This is a genomic window from Capsulimonas sp. (assembly GCF_039929585.1).
Lineage (GTDB): Bacteria > Armatimonadota > Armatimonadia > Armatimonadales > Capsulimonadaceae > Capsulimonas.
In genome coordinates, this window is record NZ_JBDSQY010000200.1 from 1 (window position 1) to 17,830 (window position 17,830).

The window sequence follows — 17,830 nt, forward strand, 5'->3', positions numbered from 1 at the left end:
CTGTGTCCAAATTCATGGACTCAGGCGTTTTTTCATTTCCGGATTCGCCGTGGCCCCGCGAGTATCATCGTCATAGGAGATAACCTGCGGTACAATGTAGAAGCGCGCCGCCTTAGAGATATGCAAGTGTGTGCTGCGAAAGGGAAAGTTTATGGAGTTCGTTTATCGCTTTTTAGGGCTGATCGCGGGATGGAACGAGAGCTTGAGCCGCCACCGCATCAATCTCATTCCTTGGAACTGGATCGCCATGTTCGGATTGGCGGCTTTGTCCATGACATCACTTGCCTGTATACAGCAGGGCATGACCATGAACCACACGCCGATCAAGACGAGCGTTCATGAACTTCTGACCAACCCCACAATGAAGGATAAGTACGTGACTGTCAGCGGCGAATTGGAGCCGGACATCGCTTATCAATACGGGAAGAAAAGATCGAGTGGGAACTTTCAAGTCGAAAACACCTGGATGCTCATGACCCAGCCCAATACGGCCGAAGGGGTTTTTGTCGAGGTTCCTAATGAATATTACGATGAAAAGAAGCCCCGGCTGGCGACTTTGACGGGGACTTGGGTTTCCGTCGACGACCATCTCGCTCCGGAGATTGCGAAGGAAAACTTCAAAAAAGAAGGGCTGACGGTGGATTCTGCGGATATGCTGAACGCCGGCGCCTCCCCTCCAGAGCCGGCGGTATGGGCGGTAACGCTTGTTGTGAGCGGCGCGCTCTTTCTGGCCTTCCTCGTGTCGTTTCTGCGGCAATATGTGATCTTTCAAGTGAAGCCCAACTCTGGCTTCTCTTCTTTGGATCTGTCCGGGGTGAGCCTGCCGAGCATGATCCGGGTGACCGGAGAGTTCGCGCTCGAAATGCATGATCGCAAGCGGTTTTTGAATGTGCCTACCCATCCCACGATGCTGGAAAACGGTCATTTTGCGTTGCTGTCGAATATTGACGCCTCCTCCCGGTTTTTTGGAATCCGAACCAACAACCGCTCCGGCGTTTGGCTTGTCGCCATTTCTCCCGCAAGCGTCCAGAACTTGACTCGCGGTACGTTTTATCTGGGCGGCGGCGCCGCTCCCGCAGTCCGGTTCCGTTATGAAGACGGAGTGAACAGCAGCACAAAGACGGCGATCCTCAGCTTCGCCACGCTTGGCGAACGAGAAGTCGTCCTCGCGGAGCTTGAGAGAATGTCCACTCCCACCGCAGCATACTAACGCCCGAAAGTCCAGAGAGGGCATAGGGACGGCCACAGCTGATCTTTCTTTTAGTACACGCCCGCGTTAATTAAGTATTAACGCGGGTTTTCTTGTTTTGCTCACGATTGTTGTTTCTGAATCGCCAAATGTGTGGAAGAATATCACAACAGCGAGCCAGGTAGGCTCTGAAAAGCAATGATTTGGAAAGGAGAAAAGCCCGCATGGACACTGGCTGTGCAATGATACCGCCGTGCGTCACGGACGCCGCAGGCGAGGCCGCCGGTCTTTAAGATTACCTCTGTACAATTTACAGGGTTTTGTACGGGGTGTCAAAAGTTTTGTACATGGTAGGTTTGCTTCCAATATAATATATTTCCAGCGTTTTGTTCAAAATTCCTTGACAATCTGCAAGAATGGTCTTATAATATACTAACGAGAGCACTGCAATCCTAACTATCCGCTCTCTTCTTTTCGTTAATGCAACGCATCGCGTTTTCTGGAGTATCCTATTATTATGCAAAGAAATACTAAGCTCGGTTTTACTTTGATCGAACTTCTCGTCGTCATCGCCATTATCGCGATTCTGGCCGCCATTCTGTTCCCCGTTTTCGCCAAGGCGCGCGAAAAGGCCCGCCAGATCAGCTGTTTGAGTAACCTGAAGCAGCTGGGTTTGGGCATGATGCAATACACGCAGGACAGCGACGAGTCCTTCCCGCGTTCGAATTGCCCTCCTGACCGTGACAACTGGGCTCAGGTCATCTATCCTTATGTGAAATCCACGAATGTCTACAAGTGTCCCGACAATCCGGATGCGGGTAAGTTCGATTCCGTTAATCATTGGACCGCGCAGCCGAACCCCACTTGGATGGGACAAACGAACTGGCAGCCGGGTTCCCAGGCGATCCCTGCTTCCTATGGTATGAGCAATTTTATTGGCGCATTCGAGTTGAATGGTGGACACGCACTGTCGCAAGCAAGCATCAACGCACCTGCCAGCAAAATCCTCTTAGCAGAGCGCTATGGCAGCAATAACGGCAGTAATACACCGGGATGCAACCAGCCTCCGGCCAACCAGGACGGTATGGGATGGACTGACTGGGACCAGAACAATCCGAGCGCTCAGTACAGCTATCGCTGTGAACTATATGTCCCGCATACTAAGCAGTGCAACTTCTTGTTCACTGATGGCCATGCTCGTGCAATGCGTCCCGTCAACACCACTGGTGTTAACGGCCAGCCCAACATGTGGGGATGTATGAACGGCTCGATCACGAATACACAGTATCCAACTGCGTGTACCAATGGTGATGTGAACGGTGACAATCCAGATCCCACTCAGACGGCGGCGATGCAGGCTCTCGAGAATGCTTCGCCCGGCTAAATCTGATCGCTTAACCGAGTAGTACTAAACGAGAGAAAGCGGAGCGGCCTTATGGCTGCTCCGCTTTCTCTTTTCTACACATCCCTCAATAGAGTACGGTATCTAATAAAAATCGCCGTCTCTTAATCTTGAGACGGCGATTTTGTATATTTATAGCTAGAGTGAAGAGTTCTCTAGATCGCGCGGCAGCTTTCGCGGACGATGAGGCGGGTGGGGCATTCCACTTGCGTCATCTCGGCCTTGCGGTCTCCTGTGCGGCGCAGGAATAGTTTGGCGGCTTCGATCCCGATCTCTTCGAAGGGCTGGGCGGTGGTTGTCAGGCCAAGTCCATTGGGAAGCTTGGTGATAACATTATCGCAGCCGATGATGGAGATGTCTTCGGGAACGCGAAGACCAGCCTGCGCTAGGCGCTCCGCCATGCGAAATGCTTCGAAGTCGTTCACACAGACCATCGCCGTGGGGCGCAGTTCCGGCGGCGATTGCAGGATCGCATCGAGAGCCGGCCAGGCGGCGTTGTCGGTGGATGGCACTGAGATGACCATCTCATAATATCCAGGATCGAAGTTCTCCAGTAGGGCGGACAAATATCCCTGGAGGCGGTCCTGCACCGTGTTGACCGGCTCGCTGCGCGTCACGTAAGCGATTCGCTGGTGGCCGAGGCCGATCAGGTAATTGGTCGCCTCGTACATTCCTTGGCGATTGGTCACGCCGACAAAGTCCGCCTCCACGCCAGGCAGGGAGCGGTCGATGAGGACGAGAGGGATCTTCTTCGCCACCTTGCGCAGCAACTCGCGGTTTGAATAGTAGCTGTAGCAATAGAAGACAATTCCGCCGAACCCCTGGTCCAAAGCGTACTGCAAATGCGTGGCTTCCCGGTCCGCGTGCTCGTTTTCCGTCCCGATCATCTCCACGAGGTCCAGGAACACCGTGTGGTATCCAGCTTGTCCAAGCGTTTGGTTCATTCCCCAGAAGATGCGCTGCTGCCCTGTGCCGCCTTCTTCTTGGGGATCGCCATGCCACATCATCAGCGCCACAAACCGTGACAGCTGCAATTTTGGCCCTGAATTCTGCGTTGGATGCGGTGTGTCCTGGGAATTGAGGCTGCGCACCGTCGCGCGGCAGTTCGGCTGGCGAATCACCAGGCCCTCTCGCTCCAGGACCTGGATGGCGGACCGGACGACGCGGCGATGCACCTTGAGCTCTTCACAAAGCTCGCGCTCCGAGGGCAGGCGGCCGCCGGCCTCATACTTTCCAGATTCGATCCGCTCGCGAACGAGGCTTTCCACATCGCGCATTTGGATCTTCGCGGTAGGTTTGGCGGGATGAAGGGTTGTTGTCATGATAAGCTCAGCTGTGGACAGGAACCGATTGTTGTTTGCTTTGGTCCGATTTAGGAACAATTGTGCACTTGGACTCTTGAATTGAGTATATCATTTTGTTACACTTGCGTCAAGGTTTACTAAGAACTTACTGATACTTACCGCAAGTTTCAGCACGATGAGGGAGGCGATCGATCCTAGATATCGATTCCGGGAAGAAACGCTGCGATAATTTATATGTAACCGCTTACATGCCGAAAATTCGCATGAAATATTCTTCTTCCTTGAGTGGGTGGTTGATTGCTTTACATGTCTGTTGAAATATTTTACCTCAAATCCCTCGGTTGTCGGCCTTGAATATTTTTTCGTTTCCGAAGATGATTCTTGGGCGGTTCACGTCGTCATGTCGATGGTCTTGTCCAGCGTGATTTGCTGGGATTTAGAAATTGTCCCATGCGACGCAAAGGCCGCGCCCGTCGTGTTGGGCGCGGCCTATTCATGGTAACAGAGGCAAGGATCGCGCCTAAGGCGCGGGCGTCAGCGTGAAGTGGTGCGGCGTGGGCTGCGCCATGGCGCGCATGCTGGCGACAATGGAGGCCTCGCGTGTGTTGAGGGCGGTGATGAGGTCGTCCGTCGGCTTTCGCAGATCGGCGTCTTTCTCGTCGGCCATGGGGACCTGAACGGAGCGCCAGCGGCGATTCTGTATGTCGCTGTGGCTTTTTGCGAGACCCGCGACGCGCAGGGCCTGGGTCGACATCGGCGTGGTGAGCGTGGCGAGATTGACGCCGGAGGCGAGCTGTTCCTTCGTGAATGACCCGACGGACTTGTCATCGATTTTCAGCTCGTACTTGGCCGCCGGCGCGCCCGATACCATCAGCGTTTGCTGATTGAGCGCGCTGACGAAATCGGAAGAGTTGATGGCCAGGGCGGTGGTTGGGTCTCGGAGGTCAAGAGGCATCGGCAGCGCGTTGTCCGTCTGATCCCAGGCAATCGTGTCGGTCACAGCGAGCTTGGCCACGGTTGTATTCTCTGAGTGTTCCACGGACTTCTTCCCAGCGTCGATCGTGACGGACGACACGACTCCGGGCGCATTCCATGTTTTCAGCAGCGCTTCCGCCATGACGAAGTGTCCGCCGGGGCCGGGGTGAACGCGATCCGGAATGATGCGCTGGGCCAGCGCAGTGTCCGTTGTCTTCGCCTTCGTCAGCATGGCCGCCATGGGAGTGTTGAAGTCTGTCACCGTCTGTTTTTCCTTAGCCCCCAGATCCTTGATGTAATCCGAGAAGCGCAGCAGCACGGAGTTGTATCCGCCGTCGAATGTGACTGGACGGGTGACGTCGTCGTACGGAGACGGCTGAATAAACGTGAACCGAACGCCGGGATCGCCCGCTTTGATCGTATCGACGATGTGTCCATAGCCGGTGGTGTACATATCGTAAGCTCTTTGATCAAATGCTTTGTAAAAACCGTCGTTCATCCCAAGCATGATCGTGACTACGGTTGGCTTGTACGCAAGCACGTCGCGCTGAACGCGCACGTCCGCCGTTCCCCCGCCTCCGCCGATCACTCGGTCTCCGCTCCATCCCGCATTGATCCAATCGATCTTCAGCTTTGGAAACCGCGTCGTCACGAACTCCTCGGTATACAGTGTGTACAGCCGCTGGTCCGTGATGCTGTCGCCGTACATCACAACCCGGTCTCCGTCATGCAGATAGAATGGCGCGGCGGCGTGCGCGGCTCCGGACGCGCCGATCACCGCCGCGAGGCCGGCGAGTGCGGCGAAAGCTATTTTCATTCGAGATCTGGTCCTTTCGAGAGTACGAATGCTTTATCATTCCACATTACTCGTATTAATAGCGGGGAATACGCGCCAATTGTTCCCGGCAAGGACCGATCTCGGCTTTCTTTGAGCCGGACGCATTAGGCCGTGGGCGTCAGCGAAAAATGATGGATGGTTGGCAAAGCGGCGGCGTGCATACTGGCGACGATAGCGGATTCCCGAAGATTGAGGGTCCAGATCAGCTCCTTAGTTGCAGTTTGTACGTCAGGATCGGGCTCCGTGGCCAGAGGGATCTGGATCGAGCGCCAGCGTTCAAACTGGAGATTGCTGTGGTACTCCGTGAGCTGCGTCACTCGTCTGGCCTGAACCACCATCGGCGTTTCGAGCGAGGCGAGATTGACGCCGCGTCCAAGCTGCTCACGAGTAAACGTTCCCACAGGCTTGCCGTCAATCTTGAGAATGTAGTTCGCCGACGTCAATCGGGTGACTTGCATCGTCTGCCGATTCATGGCCCCGACGAAGTCGGAATTGCTGAGAGCAAAGACGGTCGTGGGGTCAATCAGATCAAATGGCATTGGCAGCGCATTATCCGTTTGATCCCAGGTGACTGCGCTGCTCACCGACAGCTTCGCCGCAGTCGTATTCTCGGTAGAGACGATCGACTTATTTGCTGCGTCGATCACAATGGATGAGACGACGCCGGGCGCGTTCCAGGATTTCAGCAGCGCCTCCGCCATCAGGAGATGTGCGCCGGGGCTTGGGTGAATACGATCCCGAACGATCCATGGCGATATCGCAGGATCCGTCGCCCGGGCTTTTTGCAGCAGTGTCACGACCGGAGTATTGAAATCCGTTACGGTCTGGCTATTCTGGGAGCTAAAGTCTTTGACAAACGCGCCGAAGCGCAGCAGGACGGAGTTGTAGCCGCCGGCAAACTTGAGTGGCTGTGTGATTTCATCATAGGGCGAGGGCTGAATGAACGTGAAACGCACGCCTGGAGCGCCCTTTTTGATCGTATCGACGATATGGGCGTAGCCGGTCGTATAGGTACTGTACGCTTGCTGATCGAGCGGCGAATAGCGCCCATCATTCATGCCGAACATCATCGTCACCACCGTCGGCCGGTAAGGTAGGACATCGCGCTGAACGCGCACATCGGCCGTGCCGCCGAGGCCACCGATCACACGGTCTCCACCCCAGCCTGCGTTGGCCCAATCGATCTTAAGCCTCGGAAACCGGGTCGTTACAAACTCCTCCGTATAGAGAGTATACAGACGCATTTCTGTAATGCTGTCGCCGTACATGACCACACGGTCGCCGTCGTGAAGATAAAATGGCGGGGAGGCGGCGTGCGCGGCTCCCAGGACGCTGAGAGCCGCCGCAAGAGTCGTCAGGAGACGAATTGCAATTTTCATTCGGAATGCAGAACCTTCTCACTTAATGATTGTTTTATTATATCATATTTTGTATGAACACCTGAGAACAATCCCTGCGGTGCTTGGAATGCCCCAAATGAACTGTTTGGGGGATTAATTTGAAGTTTTGGTTCGAGGCGTCTTGACAATATGGCCGACTTCTGTTAGAGTGAACGACAGAAATGAGAGCATAATCTCGCACGATGGAACCAAATCGTTATTTTTCGACACCAATTCCCGCTTTGGCCCACGCCAGCGTTAAATGAGAGAATACGAGCAATGAAGCACAAGCAAATTTCTGTCTTTCCCTTACTGATCGTGACGTCCTGTCTCGCCAACTCCTCCGCTTCCGCAGGGGCTGCGGCGCTTGCGCCGAGCGCTGCGGGGCTGACTGTTTCCGTCGACGAGTCGACCGGCGCTTACACCGTTGGCGCTTCCAAACAAGGCTGGACCTTTGGCGGGACAGTCGGTGAGCGGTTGTCCCAGGTCGCGACGGGCAAAGGGCGGGACAAGTGGGGCGCCTATCAGGAAGTCACATTCCGGTGGGGCTCGGCGACCAAATGGTCGGGAAGCATCCGCAGCTATGCGAGCCGCCCGCTGATGGCGTTCGCCGTTGGCGCGCCGGACGGGGCGAACGGCCCGACGCCGGATTTCCCAAACTTCACGACCTTCCCGCAAGCCTTGCATAATCTCAGCTTTGAAGACGGAGTCTTTAGCCCTCCGACATTCCGCTGGGCAAACAACGCTACCCCGTGGATCTTGTTCGACGACAAGGCGCACACCGCCGTGCTATCATCGGCGTCGGATTTCATCGTGTCTCAGATGCATGGCGACGGCAAGGTGTCGCTCGCCAGCGGGCTAAATCCGAAGCTTTCCAGCGTTCCCGCCGGTTTTACGCATCGCACCATCTTCGTAGTCGGACAAGGAGTGAACCAGACCACGCACGTCTGGGGCGACGCTCTGACCGACTGGAGCGGCAAACCCAAACCGACGGAAAACGATGACCTGATGAACCGCTATTTCGGTTACTGGACCGATAATGGCGCGAATTACTACTACAATTACGATCGTGACAAGGGCTATACAGGGACGCTGCTCGCCGTCAATCAGCACTATCAAGAAGCCGTCGTGCCCATTCACTATTTGCAGCTCGACAGCTGGTGGTATCAGAAATCCAAATATTCGCCCAGCGGAGAGCTTGGAAAGACGAAGAACGCCAATCTTCCGGAAGGCACATGGAACGCTTACGGCGGAACGATGGACTATACCGCCGCCCCGGAGCTATTCCCGAACGGCCTCTCAGCGTTCCGCAAGGAGCTTGGTCTGCCTCTGACGGTTCACGCCCGATGGATCGATCCGAGCAGCTCCTATACGAAAGCGTACAAGATTTCGGGAGTGGCGGCGGTCGATCCCCGCTGGTGGGACGACCGGATGTCGTATCTCAAGGAGAACGGCGTCATTTGCTACGAACAGGACTGGCTGAACGAGATTTACAATAATTCACCGGAGATGGCCAGCACGCTGGAAGCCGGGCCGGCCTTTGCGGATAACATGGCCCGGTCCGCCAAAGAGAACAGCATGACGCTGCAGTACTGCATGGCGACCCCGCGTTTCTTTATGCAGGGCTCGAACTACCCGAACTTGACGACCATCCGCACCTCCGAGGATCGATTTGAGCGCGGCAAGTGGAATAAGTTCCTCTACACATCGATGCTCGCGGATTCCCTGCGCATGCGTCCCTGGGCCGACGTGTTTATGAGCACGGAGATGGGCAACCTGACGCTCGCCACGATGTCCGCCGGCCCGGTCGGGGTGGGGGATCTGATCGCCAAAGAATCGCGTGAGAACATTCTGACATCCGTGCGCGCTGACGGCGCGATCGTCAAACCCGACGCTCCGCTCACGCCCATCGACTCGTCCATTCTCTCCGATGCGCGCGGCGAACATCATCCTCTGGTCGCCACGACCTACACGGACAACGGTGTGCGCACGAATTACGCCTTTGCTTATACGCGAAACGGCGATGCGCCGGATGTGACGTTTACGCCTGCTGAGCTTGGGGCGAAGGGCGACGTCTATCTTTACAATACGATCGACAAAGCCGGCAAGCGCCTCAAAGCTTCCGAAACCTACACGGACACTCTTGGAGAGCCTCGCTGGGCGACCTATGTGATCGCGCCCATCGGGCGTTCGGGAATCGCGCTTTTAGGGGACGCCGGGAAGATCGTCCCGACCGGCCGCCGTCGGCTTCCTTCGATCAAGGATGAGAATGGCCGCCTGACCGTCACCGTGGCGATGGCGCCGGGCGAGCAGTCCGTGACCTTGCAGGGATACGCTGCGTTCGCTCCCACTGTCACGGCGGCGAACGGCTCCGCGTCGCCGATCTCATACGATGCAGCCACCGGCCTCTTTACCACGGTGATCAATCCCGCCACGGATGTGCGTCTCGAAAAACAAGATGGCGATCCGGTCCATCTTGTGACAGTAACGTTTACAAAATAGGAACTGCGGCTGTTTGCGTCGACGCGAGGAACAATGATGTCCATCAAGCTGAACGCTCCCGGCGCGCGGAGCGCTTCCTCCGACTGCGGCGCCCCCATCGGGCGCTGTCGGTGGACCATCTGGGCGCTGCTGGTGGTGCACTCGATCAATCCGAAACTGGAGCCGGTGAAGTTGTAGATTCGGCCCCCTGCCCCCAATCCTGGGGAGGAGCAGATGCCCCCCGTCCCCCACAAGGGGTGTAACCATAAAATCGATTACGTGATGGATTTGCCACGTAGACGACAATGGGCGCTTACCCCTTTGGGGGCCGAATCCCGATGACATCGAAAGAGAATAGAAATTGACGATTTTCGACAAGCTTCGTCTGTGCTGCTCGCTGATTTTCTTGGTAACAGGAACCGCCTCCCACGCGGCCCCCAAGCCCGACATATACGGTGCTTATCCTGAGCGTCCAGTCATCTCTCTCGCTTCGCAGTCCTCCCCAAATAGCCCTGGCCAGTGGCGCATGGTTCAGGTCGACAAGGCGCAGGCGGATGGCGCCCAAATCTCGCAGCCTGGCTTCGCAACGCAGGCATGGGCGAAGGCGATCGTACCGGGGACGGTGCTGAATAGCCTGGTCGCGAATGGCGTTTATCCCGAGCCGTATTATGGGCTGAACAACGCGCACGAGCAAAAACTGATCCCCGATATTTCCGAGGCGGGCACGCCGTTTTACACCTACTGGTTCCGGAGGGAGTTTGCCGCGCCCGCGTCTTATCAAGGACGGCGCGTGTGGATGCAGTTCGATGGGATCAATTACCGGGCGGAAATCTGGCTGAACGGCCATTCGATTGGGACAATGGCGGGGATGTTCCAGCGTGACGTGTTCGATGTCACGGACGCCGTTAGGCCCGGCGGGATGAACGCGCTGGCGGTGCTGGTGAGGCCCATCGACACGCCCAATGGATTTCGGGCCAAAAGCGACAAGCCTCGCGCCGCCGGGGAGAACCGCAATGGCGCCGATGGAACGATCGGCCAGTATACGACCATGCTGATGACCGCCGGCTGGGACTTCACATTCCCCGATGGCGTTCGGGATCGCAACACGGGCATCTGGCGCGACGTCAAATTGTTCTCGACGCGGGCGATTGCTCTGCGTAATCCCTTTGTCAAGACGACCCTGCCACTGCCGAGCACAGACACGTCGCGCGAGCAAATCTCGGTGGAGATGGTCAACGCGACGGATCACGTGCAGGACGGTGTGCTGTCGGCGGCCGTGAAACAGGCCAAAGTGTCCGTGGAGAAGCGCGTGACACTGCAAGCCGGGGAGACGCGTGTGGTGAGGCTGACGCCGGAGGAGTTCGGCGCGCTGACGTTGCAAAAGCCGCGTCTCTGGTGGCCGTTCAATAAGGGTGAGCAATATCTTTACAATCTCAGTCTGGAAGTGAAGGTCGGAGGCAAGATTTCGGATCATTTGGAAACGCGCTTCGGCGTACGCGAGGTCCATAGCGATCAGAATACGCCGGACAAGAGCCGCGTCTTCTACGTCAACGGCAAGCGGATTTTTATGCACGGCGCCAACTGGATTCCCGAGGCCATGTGCCGGGGCTCCGAAGAGAGAACCGCCGCCGAACTGCGCTACACGCGGCAGGCCGGCGTGAACCTTCTGCGCTTTTGGGCGGGAGGCGTTACTGAATCCGATCAGTTCTTCGATCTCTGCGACCAGCTTGGCATTTTGGTCTGGACCGAGTTCTGGCAGTCGGGTGATACGCAGCTTCCCATAGACAAGGAGCTTTACAGGGCGAACGTGACGGACACTGTCGAGCGCATCCGGAACCATGCGAGCCTTGCGTATTATGTCTCCGCCAACGAGCGCAACGCGACGAGTATCGTTCCGATCAAAGACATTCTGGACACGCTGGACGATACGCACGGATGGCAGTCTGGATCTGAGACCGATGGAATTCACGACGGCAGCCCTTACCAATCCGTCAACCCGATGTTCTACTACGAAGATACGGGATCGCCGCGTGGAAGCCGGATCAACGGATTCTGCCCCGAGTATGGTGCGCCGATCCTGCCGACCATCGATAGCCTGCGCGAAATGATGGCCCCCAAAGATCTCTGGCCCATCAATAAGACCGTGTGGGATTATTTGGACGGCGGCGGCTTTCATCTGATGACGACGGATTACAAACGCGCCGTCGAGCAGTATGGCCCGAGCGACAGCATTGAGGATTACGCGTGGAAGTCGCAAATGTTCGGCGCGCTGTCGTACCGGGCGATCTGGGAGAACTGGAACGCGAACCGATTTGAATATGGCGATCGCTTCTCGACGGGACTTCTCTTCTGGTATCTGAACAGCCCCAATCGTCAGGTCTGCGGGCGTATGTGGGACTGGTCGCTGGAACCGACGGCGGCGCTCTACTTCAGTCAGAATGCGCACGAACCGCTGCACGCCCAATACGACTTCTTGAAGGACACTATCTCGGTCAACAACGAATACGTCCGCGCCTTTCCAGGCTATCACTTGACGGCGCGCATCCTCAATCTTGATATGACCGAAGTCTATCGCAAAACAGTCCCAATTGATGTGCCCGCTGACCGTCTCATGCACGACATTCTCAAAGTCGATATTCCCGCGAATGTCTCCCCTGTCCACTTCATTCGATTGGACATCGCCGACGCCACGGGCAAGCCCGTGGCCCAGACCTTCTACTGGCGGTCCAATCACGCCTATACGCCTGGACGTACTCTGACCGGCCCCGAGTACGAAGGCTTCCAAGACCTGAACACATTGCCCAAAGTCAAGCTGAACATAACGGTGACTCCGTCGCGCTCCTCTGGAGCGAACTTGGACACCGTGCGCATCGCCAACCCCTCGAAGAGCCTCGCTTTTATGGTCTGGGTCCGTTTGCAGGACGCCGCCACGGCCAAGCCGGTTCGCCCGGCCTTCTACAGCGACAACTTCATCTCGCTTTTACCCGGGGAAACTCGGACGATCCGTGTTGAGTATTCGGGAGCCATTGACTCTCAGCGAACGAAACTGAAAGTAGATGGGTGGAATGTGAAAGAGTGAGATGGATCCAGAATTTGTTTTTCTTGACAATTGGTTCCATTCATAATATAATGGTCCCAATATTAGTGCAGCCGTCAATCTGCGAAACATTTCAACTCTTTCGAAGTCAATACTCGCAATAGCAGCACAGCCACTCCAAGGACAACCGATGAAGCCTACCCTCTTACTGCTGGCCGCCTGCGCGGTCAGTCCGCTCGCCGCGTATGCGGCCGACGCTCCCTTGCCTCCCGAGATCGAGAACGAGCAAATCCTTGGGATCAATAAAGAGCCCTGGCACGCCACGCTCATGCCGTACGCCGATCTGAAAGAAGCGCTTGTCGCCAAGCGTCATCAGTCGAGCTATGCGCGCTCGCTGAATGGGGATTGGAAGTTCAACTGGGTGCGCCGGCCGGAGTTTCGCCCGGTGGACTTCTACAAGACCACATACGATGTCAGCCATTGGAAGACCATCTCGGTTCCGTCAAACTGGCAGATCCAGGGGTATGGCACGCCGATCTACACCAACTTTACTTATCCCTTTAAGCCTGATTGGCCGCGCGTGATGGGCGAACCGCCGAAGGACTGGACGGCGTACAACGAACGCAACCCGGTCGGCAGCTACCGTCGCACGTTCAGCGTTCCGGCGCAGTGGGACGGCCGTAAAGTCTTTCTGACCTTCGATGGAGTGGACTCGGCTTTTTATCTCTGGGTCAACGGCAAGAAGGTCGGCTACTCGCTGAACTCCCGCAACGCGGCGGAGTTCAACATCACGCCGTATCTCAATCGCAATGCGCCGAACACCCTGGCGGTAGAAGTTTACCAATACAGCTCAGGCTCATACCTGGAAGACCAGGACATGTGGCGGCTTTCTGGGATCTTCCGAAATGTGACGCTGTGGTCCGCGCCGACGGTGCATCTGCGCGATTTCAAAATCGTCACCGATCTGGATTCACAGTATAAAAACGCGGCCCTGAAAGTCGCTGCGAAGGTTCATAACTATGGATCCGCGCCGGCCGCGCCGCGCGCCGTCGCTGTCACATTGTATGATGCGGCCGGCAAGCCCGTGCCGGGAGCGCGCGCCGTCGTCTCCATGCCCGCGATTGCGGCGAATGGCGAAGCGAACGTTTCGGTTTCGATCCCCGTCACGAACCCGCGGAAGTGGACCGCCGAAACGCCGAACCTTTACACCACGGTGATCGCGCTGCAAAGCGGCGCTGCCGCGCAGGAGCTTATCTCCTCGAAGACGGGATTCCGGGAGATCGAGATCAAGGGGCGGCTTTTCGAGATCAACGGCGTGCCGATCAAACTCAAGGGCGCGAACCGTCACGAGAACGGGCCGGACACCGGGCACTATGTGACCGAAGCGAGCATGATCAGAGACATCGAGCTGCTCAAGCAGTCGAACTGTAACCATGACCGCACCTGCCACTACACCGACGATCCGCGCTGGTATGAATTGTGCGATCAGTACGGTCTCTATCTGGTGGCCGAGGCGAATGTTGAGTGCCATGGCTACATGGGTGTCCTGGACCGTGAGCCGCGCTATGAGAAGGCGATCGTGGACCGGAATGTCGCCAATGTCGAGAACATGAAGAACCACCCCTCCGTGGTGATCTGGTCGCTCGGCAACGAGTGCGGCGGCGGCTCGAACTTCCGGTCGGCGCTGGCGACGATCAAGGCGATCGATCCGACCCGGCCGACCCATTACGAACCCTTCGGCGCCGGCGCAAACAATCCCGCCGGCATCGACAGCCACATGTACACAAACCCGGAATCCACGGAGCAGATTGCCAAAGACCCTTCGTACACCAAGCCGTTTTATCTCTGCGAGTACGCCCACGCGATGTTCAACTCCATGGGCTCCGTCGGCGATTACAACGACGTGTTTGACAAGTACCCCTCGCTGCTGGGCGGCGCGATCTGGGAGTGGGAGGACCAGGGTCTCTGGAACCGCCGCGATCCCAAGCATCAATATCTGGCCTACGGCGGTGGCTTCGGCGACAAGCCAAACGACCAGTACTTCATTCACAAGGGCGTCATTTTCTCAGACCGCACCCCCAAGCCGCACTTTCCGGAGCTGAAGCGGGCCTACCAGTGGATCGGCATGGAGGCCGAGAACCTGCCCGGCGGCAAGGTCAAGATCAAGAACAAGTACTCTTTCACGAACTTGAACAAGTTCGTGGGGACCTGGACGATCACCGAAGACGGATCGCGTATCGGCGGCGGTAAGCTTCCGACGGTCAATCTCAAGCCCGGAGCCGAGGGTACGCTGCAATTGCCGCTGGTGAAGCTCTCGCCCAAACCCGGCGCAACTTATCTGATGAATGTCGCGTTCGCGCTGGCGAAAAACGAACTGTGGGCCAAGGCGGGTTATGAAGTCGCCAACGCTCAGTTCCCGATCCTCGCCGCGCAGGAGCCGGCGCCGCAGGTGGCGGCGAACACTCTGGAAGCGCTGAAGCTGACTGACACGGATGACCAAATCGCCGTCGCCGGCGATGGGTTCGCTGTGAACTTCGATCGAACGACGGGAACGCTGTCCAGCTTCAAGATGGCGGGAGTTGAACTGCTCGCGTCCGATGGCGGCCCGAAGCTGCATCTGTGGCGTCAGCAGCACCGCAACGACGACAACTGGGCCGCGCGCGGCTGGGAGTCGGCGGGATTAAAGCATCTGAAAACCAGGGTGCTCGGGATGACGGCGAAACAAGTCGCGCCCGGCGCCGTACGCATCGTCTCAACCGTGCACTACACCGGAGACGATTTCTCCGTCACGCACACCGCGAGCTACACCGTCTACGGCAATGGTTACATCACCGTGGACAACGCCGTGTCGCCACAGGGACGCAAGATCACCCTGGCGCGGATCGGCGTGCGAATGCTTCTGAATAAGAGCATGGATTCCCTGGATTATCTGGCGCGTGGTCCGATGGAGAACTACTCTGACCGCAAGCGCGGCTCGGATATCGGCCGCTACGCAAGCTCCGTCGTCGACCAGATGACCCCGTACTCCAAACCCATGGACTGCGGCAATCATGAGGACGCCCGCTGGCTGATGCTCGGTGGCGCACACTTCCCCAGCCTGATGGCGATCGCCGACGGCGGCCCGATGCAGTTCTCCGCGCTGCCATACACGGACGAGCAGATGGACGTTCCCTACCGTGTCGATCTGCCTGCGCGGACCGCGACCGTTGTGTGCCTGGCGGCGAAGACCCTCGGCGTCGGCTCCAACAGCTGCGGTCCGACCCCGCTGCCGCAGTACCGAGTCTCGTCTGACCCGACCGCTTTCTCCTATGTGCTGCGCCTCATGCCCGCCGCATCGGACCCAGCCAAGGTGGCGCGCATGGGCGTTCCGCAGGACCGGCCGAAGCCCGTTCTCGCCGAGGTCGCTCCGAACGGCTCGGTTGTCCTCAAGGGAGACGGCGGTGCGATTGAATACTCTCTGGACGGCGCAACATGGACCCATTACATCGCGCCGCTCCCCATCACATCGGCGACTGTTCTTCAGGTCCGCAGCTCCCTGCCAAACGGCCAATCCGTCGCCGGGCAGTTTCCGCTGGAAACCATCGTCGTCCGCACCAAGTGGACCGCCACCGCCAGCGACTTTGAGCCTGGCGAAGGCGACCCCGCCCACCTGTTCGACGGCGACGCCGGCACGATCTGGCATAGCCGCTATAGCCCAACTCAAGCTCCCGCGCCGCACTGGGTGGTGGTGGATTTCAAGGATCCACAGCCCATCGCCGCCGTTCTGATCACCCCGCGCCCCGACGGCAGCAACGGCCGTCCCCGCGATTACGAGCTTTATCTGAGCGACAACGGAACCGACTGGGGCAATCCCGTCGCCAAAGGAAACATGCCCGATACGCCCGACCGGCAGCGAATTAAGCTGTCGTCACCGCGCACCGCGCGGTATCTGAAGTTCGTGATCGTGAACGACCACTCCGGCCAGAACTTCGGATCGCTGGCGGAGATTGGGACTGAGGCGGCGAAGTAATCTCACCTCTCGCGCTAAAGTGGCCCCTTCGTCCCAATTCTCTGGTCCCCCAGAATTGGGGCGGAGGGGCCATTTCCTGCATATCTCCTCGGGTATAATCAACCCACCACACCGCAATGACGCGATCCGTCGGCATACTCTCAAAGGAAGCTCCCGCCTATGTTCGTCCGCGTCTTCGCATCCTCCATCGCCCTTCTGACGCTTGCCGGAGCTTCGCTCCATGCGCAACCGTACACAAACCCCAACGGATTTTCATTGGAGCCGCCCGCGCATTGGACGTTATGGGAAGCGCCCGACCAGCTTTCAGTCCGCTGGAGCGATTCCGCCCAAAAGTCCCCGAACGGCAGCATCCTGGTGTCTGTGAAGAAGCTCAGTGGAGTTGTCGTGCCTTCCGAGGCATTGCCTCGTGAGGCGGCCGGGGTATTGGGGACGTTCAAGAAGACGATGAGTGGGTTTACGCTGGCGGCGACCGGTAAGACGATGCTCAGCGGCGTTCCGGCTTGGTATCTCAGCGCCACCTATCGCCTGACGCCCAAAGGCGCGGTTTGGAAGATCCGGCAGGTGATCGTGGTCCGGGGGCGGCTTGGCGCCACCGTGACATACGCCGCCCCGGCCGCCAGCTTCGCCAAGGCCCAACCGGTGTTTAGCAAGCTGCTCGCCAGTTTCCGTTTTGGAGCGGTGGAGCTTCCCACATATCGCAGCGACAAAGGCTATCAACTGACGCCCGCCACGGGCTGGACGGCGCAGCTGCCGCAAGTGATTGGTGGAGACATCCATTTTGTGGAGCCAGGGGTGCATGCGTATCCGGCGAACCTCGGCGTGCATGTCGCGGATGTCTCGCCGCCGATGACTATCGACGACCTGACCGCGCACCGCGCGCAGATCGAGGCCGGGCTCGCCAAGGAGGCGCAGTACGTCCCGCTGGAGAATGGGGTGGAGACGATTGCGGGTGAGAAGGCCTTGTTTATCATCGCACAGCTCAAGAACCCGCAGATCGACACTCTTTTGCGGGTGCGCCTGGAGTTCGTCCCGCACGGCGCCAAGCTGTACCGATTTTCAGCGCTGTGTCCGGACGCCGATCATGCGCAGTATGAAGAGACATTCAAAGCGATGATCCAATCGGTGAAGTGGACGGACGCGAAATAGGATTCGGCCCCCAGCCCCCAATCCTGGGGGAAGAAGTTGTCGCGGGTTTAGTCCTTCTCTTATCCGGTTA

At 57.7% G+C, this 17,830-nt stretch carries 10 protein-coding genes; 7 read left to right on the plus strand and 3 right to left on the minus strand.

Going from position 1 to position 17,830, the window contains the following annotated elements; all coding sequences use genetic code 11:
• The first annotated feature begins 151 nt into the window (after nt 1-151).
• Nucleotides 152-1,210, plus strand: coding sequence for a hypothetical protein (locus ABIZ35_RS14570; protein ID WP_348220645.1), 1,059 nt, complete (start codon nt 152-154; stop codon nt 1,208-1,210).
• 493 nt (nt 1,211-1,703) lie between these two features.
• Nucleotides 1,704-2,573 carry a DUF1559 domain-containing protein gene (locus tag ABIZ35_RS14575; protein WP_348220662.1) on the plus strand — a complete coding sequence of 290 codons (870 nt, stop codon included), beginning with the start codon at nt 1,704-1,706 and terminating at the stop codon, nt 2,571-2,573.
• Between the two features lie 173 nt (nt 2,574-2,746).
• Here the strand turns inward: ABIZ35_RS14575 and ABIZ35_RS14580 are convergent, their stop codons facing one another.
• From ABIZ35_RS14580 to ABIZ35_RS14590, 3 genes are all read right to left on the minus strand, one after another.
• Nucleotides 2,747-3,913 (minus strand): GntR family transcriptional regulator, encoded by a 1,167-nt coding sequence (locus ABIZ35_RS14580; protein ID WP_348220646.1) that lies wholly within the window; start codon nt 3,911-3,913, stop codon nt 2,747-2,749.
• A 502-nt stretch (nt 3,914-4,415) separates the two neighbouring features.
• Complete coding sequence (locus ABIZ35_RS14585; RefSeq protein ID WP_348220647.1) at nt 4,416-5,687, minus strand: SGNH/GDSL hydrolase family protein; 1,272 nt, start codon at nt 5,685-5,687, stop codon at nt 4,416-4,418.
• Nucleotides 5,688-5,812: 125 nt separating this feature from the next.
• A complete protein-coding gene (locus ABIZ35_RS14590) occupies nt 5,813-7,087 on the minus strand; it encodes an SGNH/GDSL hydrolase family protein (RefSeq protein ID WP_348220648.1) in 1,275 nt (424 codons plus the stop codon).
• Nucleotides 7,088-7,366: 279 nt separating this feature from the next.
• On the opposite strand from ABIZ35_RS14590, the gene ABIZ35_RS14595 reads away from it, so the two are divergent.
• The 5 genes from ABIZ35_RS14595 to ABIZ35_RS14615 all read left to right on the plus strand — a co-directional run bounded on the left by ABIZ35_RS14595 (nt 7,367) and on the right by ABIZ35_RS14615 (nt 17,760).
• The gene (locus ABIZ35_RS14595; RefSeq protein WP_348220649.1) at nt 7,367-9,589 is read left to right on the plus strand and encodes a hypothetical protein; all 2,223 of its coding nucleotides are present in this window, start codon (nt 7,367-7,369) and stop codon (nt 9,587-9,589) included.
• Nucleotides 9,590-9,622: 33 nt separating this feature from the next.
• Nucleotides 9,623-9,766: a hypothetical protein gene (locus tag ABIZ35_RS14600; RefSeq protein ID WP_348220650.1), complete on the plus strand. Its 144-nt coding sequence runs from the start codon at nt 9,623-9,625 to the stop codon at nt 9,764-9,766.
• Between the two features lie 163 nt (nt 9,767-9,929).
• On the plus strand, nt 9,930-12,647 hold the full coding sequence (locus tag ABIZ35_RS14605; RefSeq protein WP_348220651.1) for a sugar-binding domain-containing protein: 2,718 nt from the start codon (nt 9,930-9,932) through the stop codon (nt 12,645-12,647).
• Nucleotides 12,648-12,795: 148 nt separating this feature from the next.
• On the plus strand, nt 12,796-16,614 hold the full coding sequence (locus ABIZ35_RS14610) for a glycoside hydrolase family 2 TIM barrel-domain containing protein (protein WP_348220652.1): 3,819 nt from the start codon (nt 12,796-12,798) through the stop codon (nt 16,612-16,614).
• 159 nt (nt 16,615-16,773) lie between these two features.
• On the plus strand, nt 16,774-17,760 hold the full coding sequence (locus ABIZ35_RS14615) for a hypothetical protein (RefSeq protein WP_348220653.1): 987 nt from the start codon (nt 16,774-16,776) through the stop codon (nt 17,758-17,760).
• Nucleotides 17,761-17,830 lie beyond the last annotated feature (70 nt).

Bases quoted from the DNA above. Each gene is read 5' to 3' on its own strand.
- ABIZ35_RS14595 (WP_348220649.1), top strand. From the start codon at position 7,367: ATGAAGCACAAGCAAATTTCTGTCTTTCCCTTACTGATCGTGACGTCC.
- ABIZ35_RS14590 (WP_348220648.1), bottom strand. From the start codon at position 7,087: ATGAAAATTGCAATTCGTCTCCTGACGACTCTTGCGGCGGCTCTCAGC.
- ABIZ35_RS14580 (WP_348220646.1), bottom strand. From the start codon at position 3,913: ATGACAACAACCCTTCATCCCGCCAAACCTACCGCGAAGATCCAAATG.
- ABIZ35_RS14570 (WP_348220645.1), top strand. From the start codon at position 152: ATGGAGTTCGTTTATCGCTTTTTAGGGCTGATCGCGGGATGGAACGAG.
- ABIZ35_RS14615 (WP_348220653.1), top strand. From the start codon at position 16,774: ATGTTCGTCCGCGTCTTCGCATCCTCCATCGCCCTTCTGACGCTTGCC.
- ABIZ35_RS14610 (WP_348220652.1), top strand. From the start codon at position 12,796: ATGAAGCCTACCCTCTTACTGCTGGCCGCCTGCGCGGTCAGTCCGCTC.
- ABIZ35_RS14585 (WP_348220647.1), bottom strand. From the start codon at position 5,687: ATGAAAATAGCTTTCGCCGCACTCGCCGGCCTCGCGGCGGTGATCGGC.
- ABIZ35_RS14600 (WP_348220650.1), top strand. From the start codon at position 9,623: ATGATGTCCATCAAGCTGAACGCTCCCGGCGCGCGGAGCGCTTCCTCC.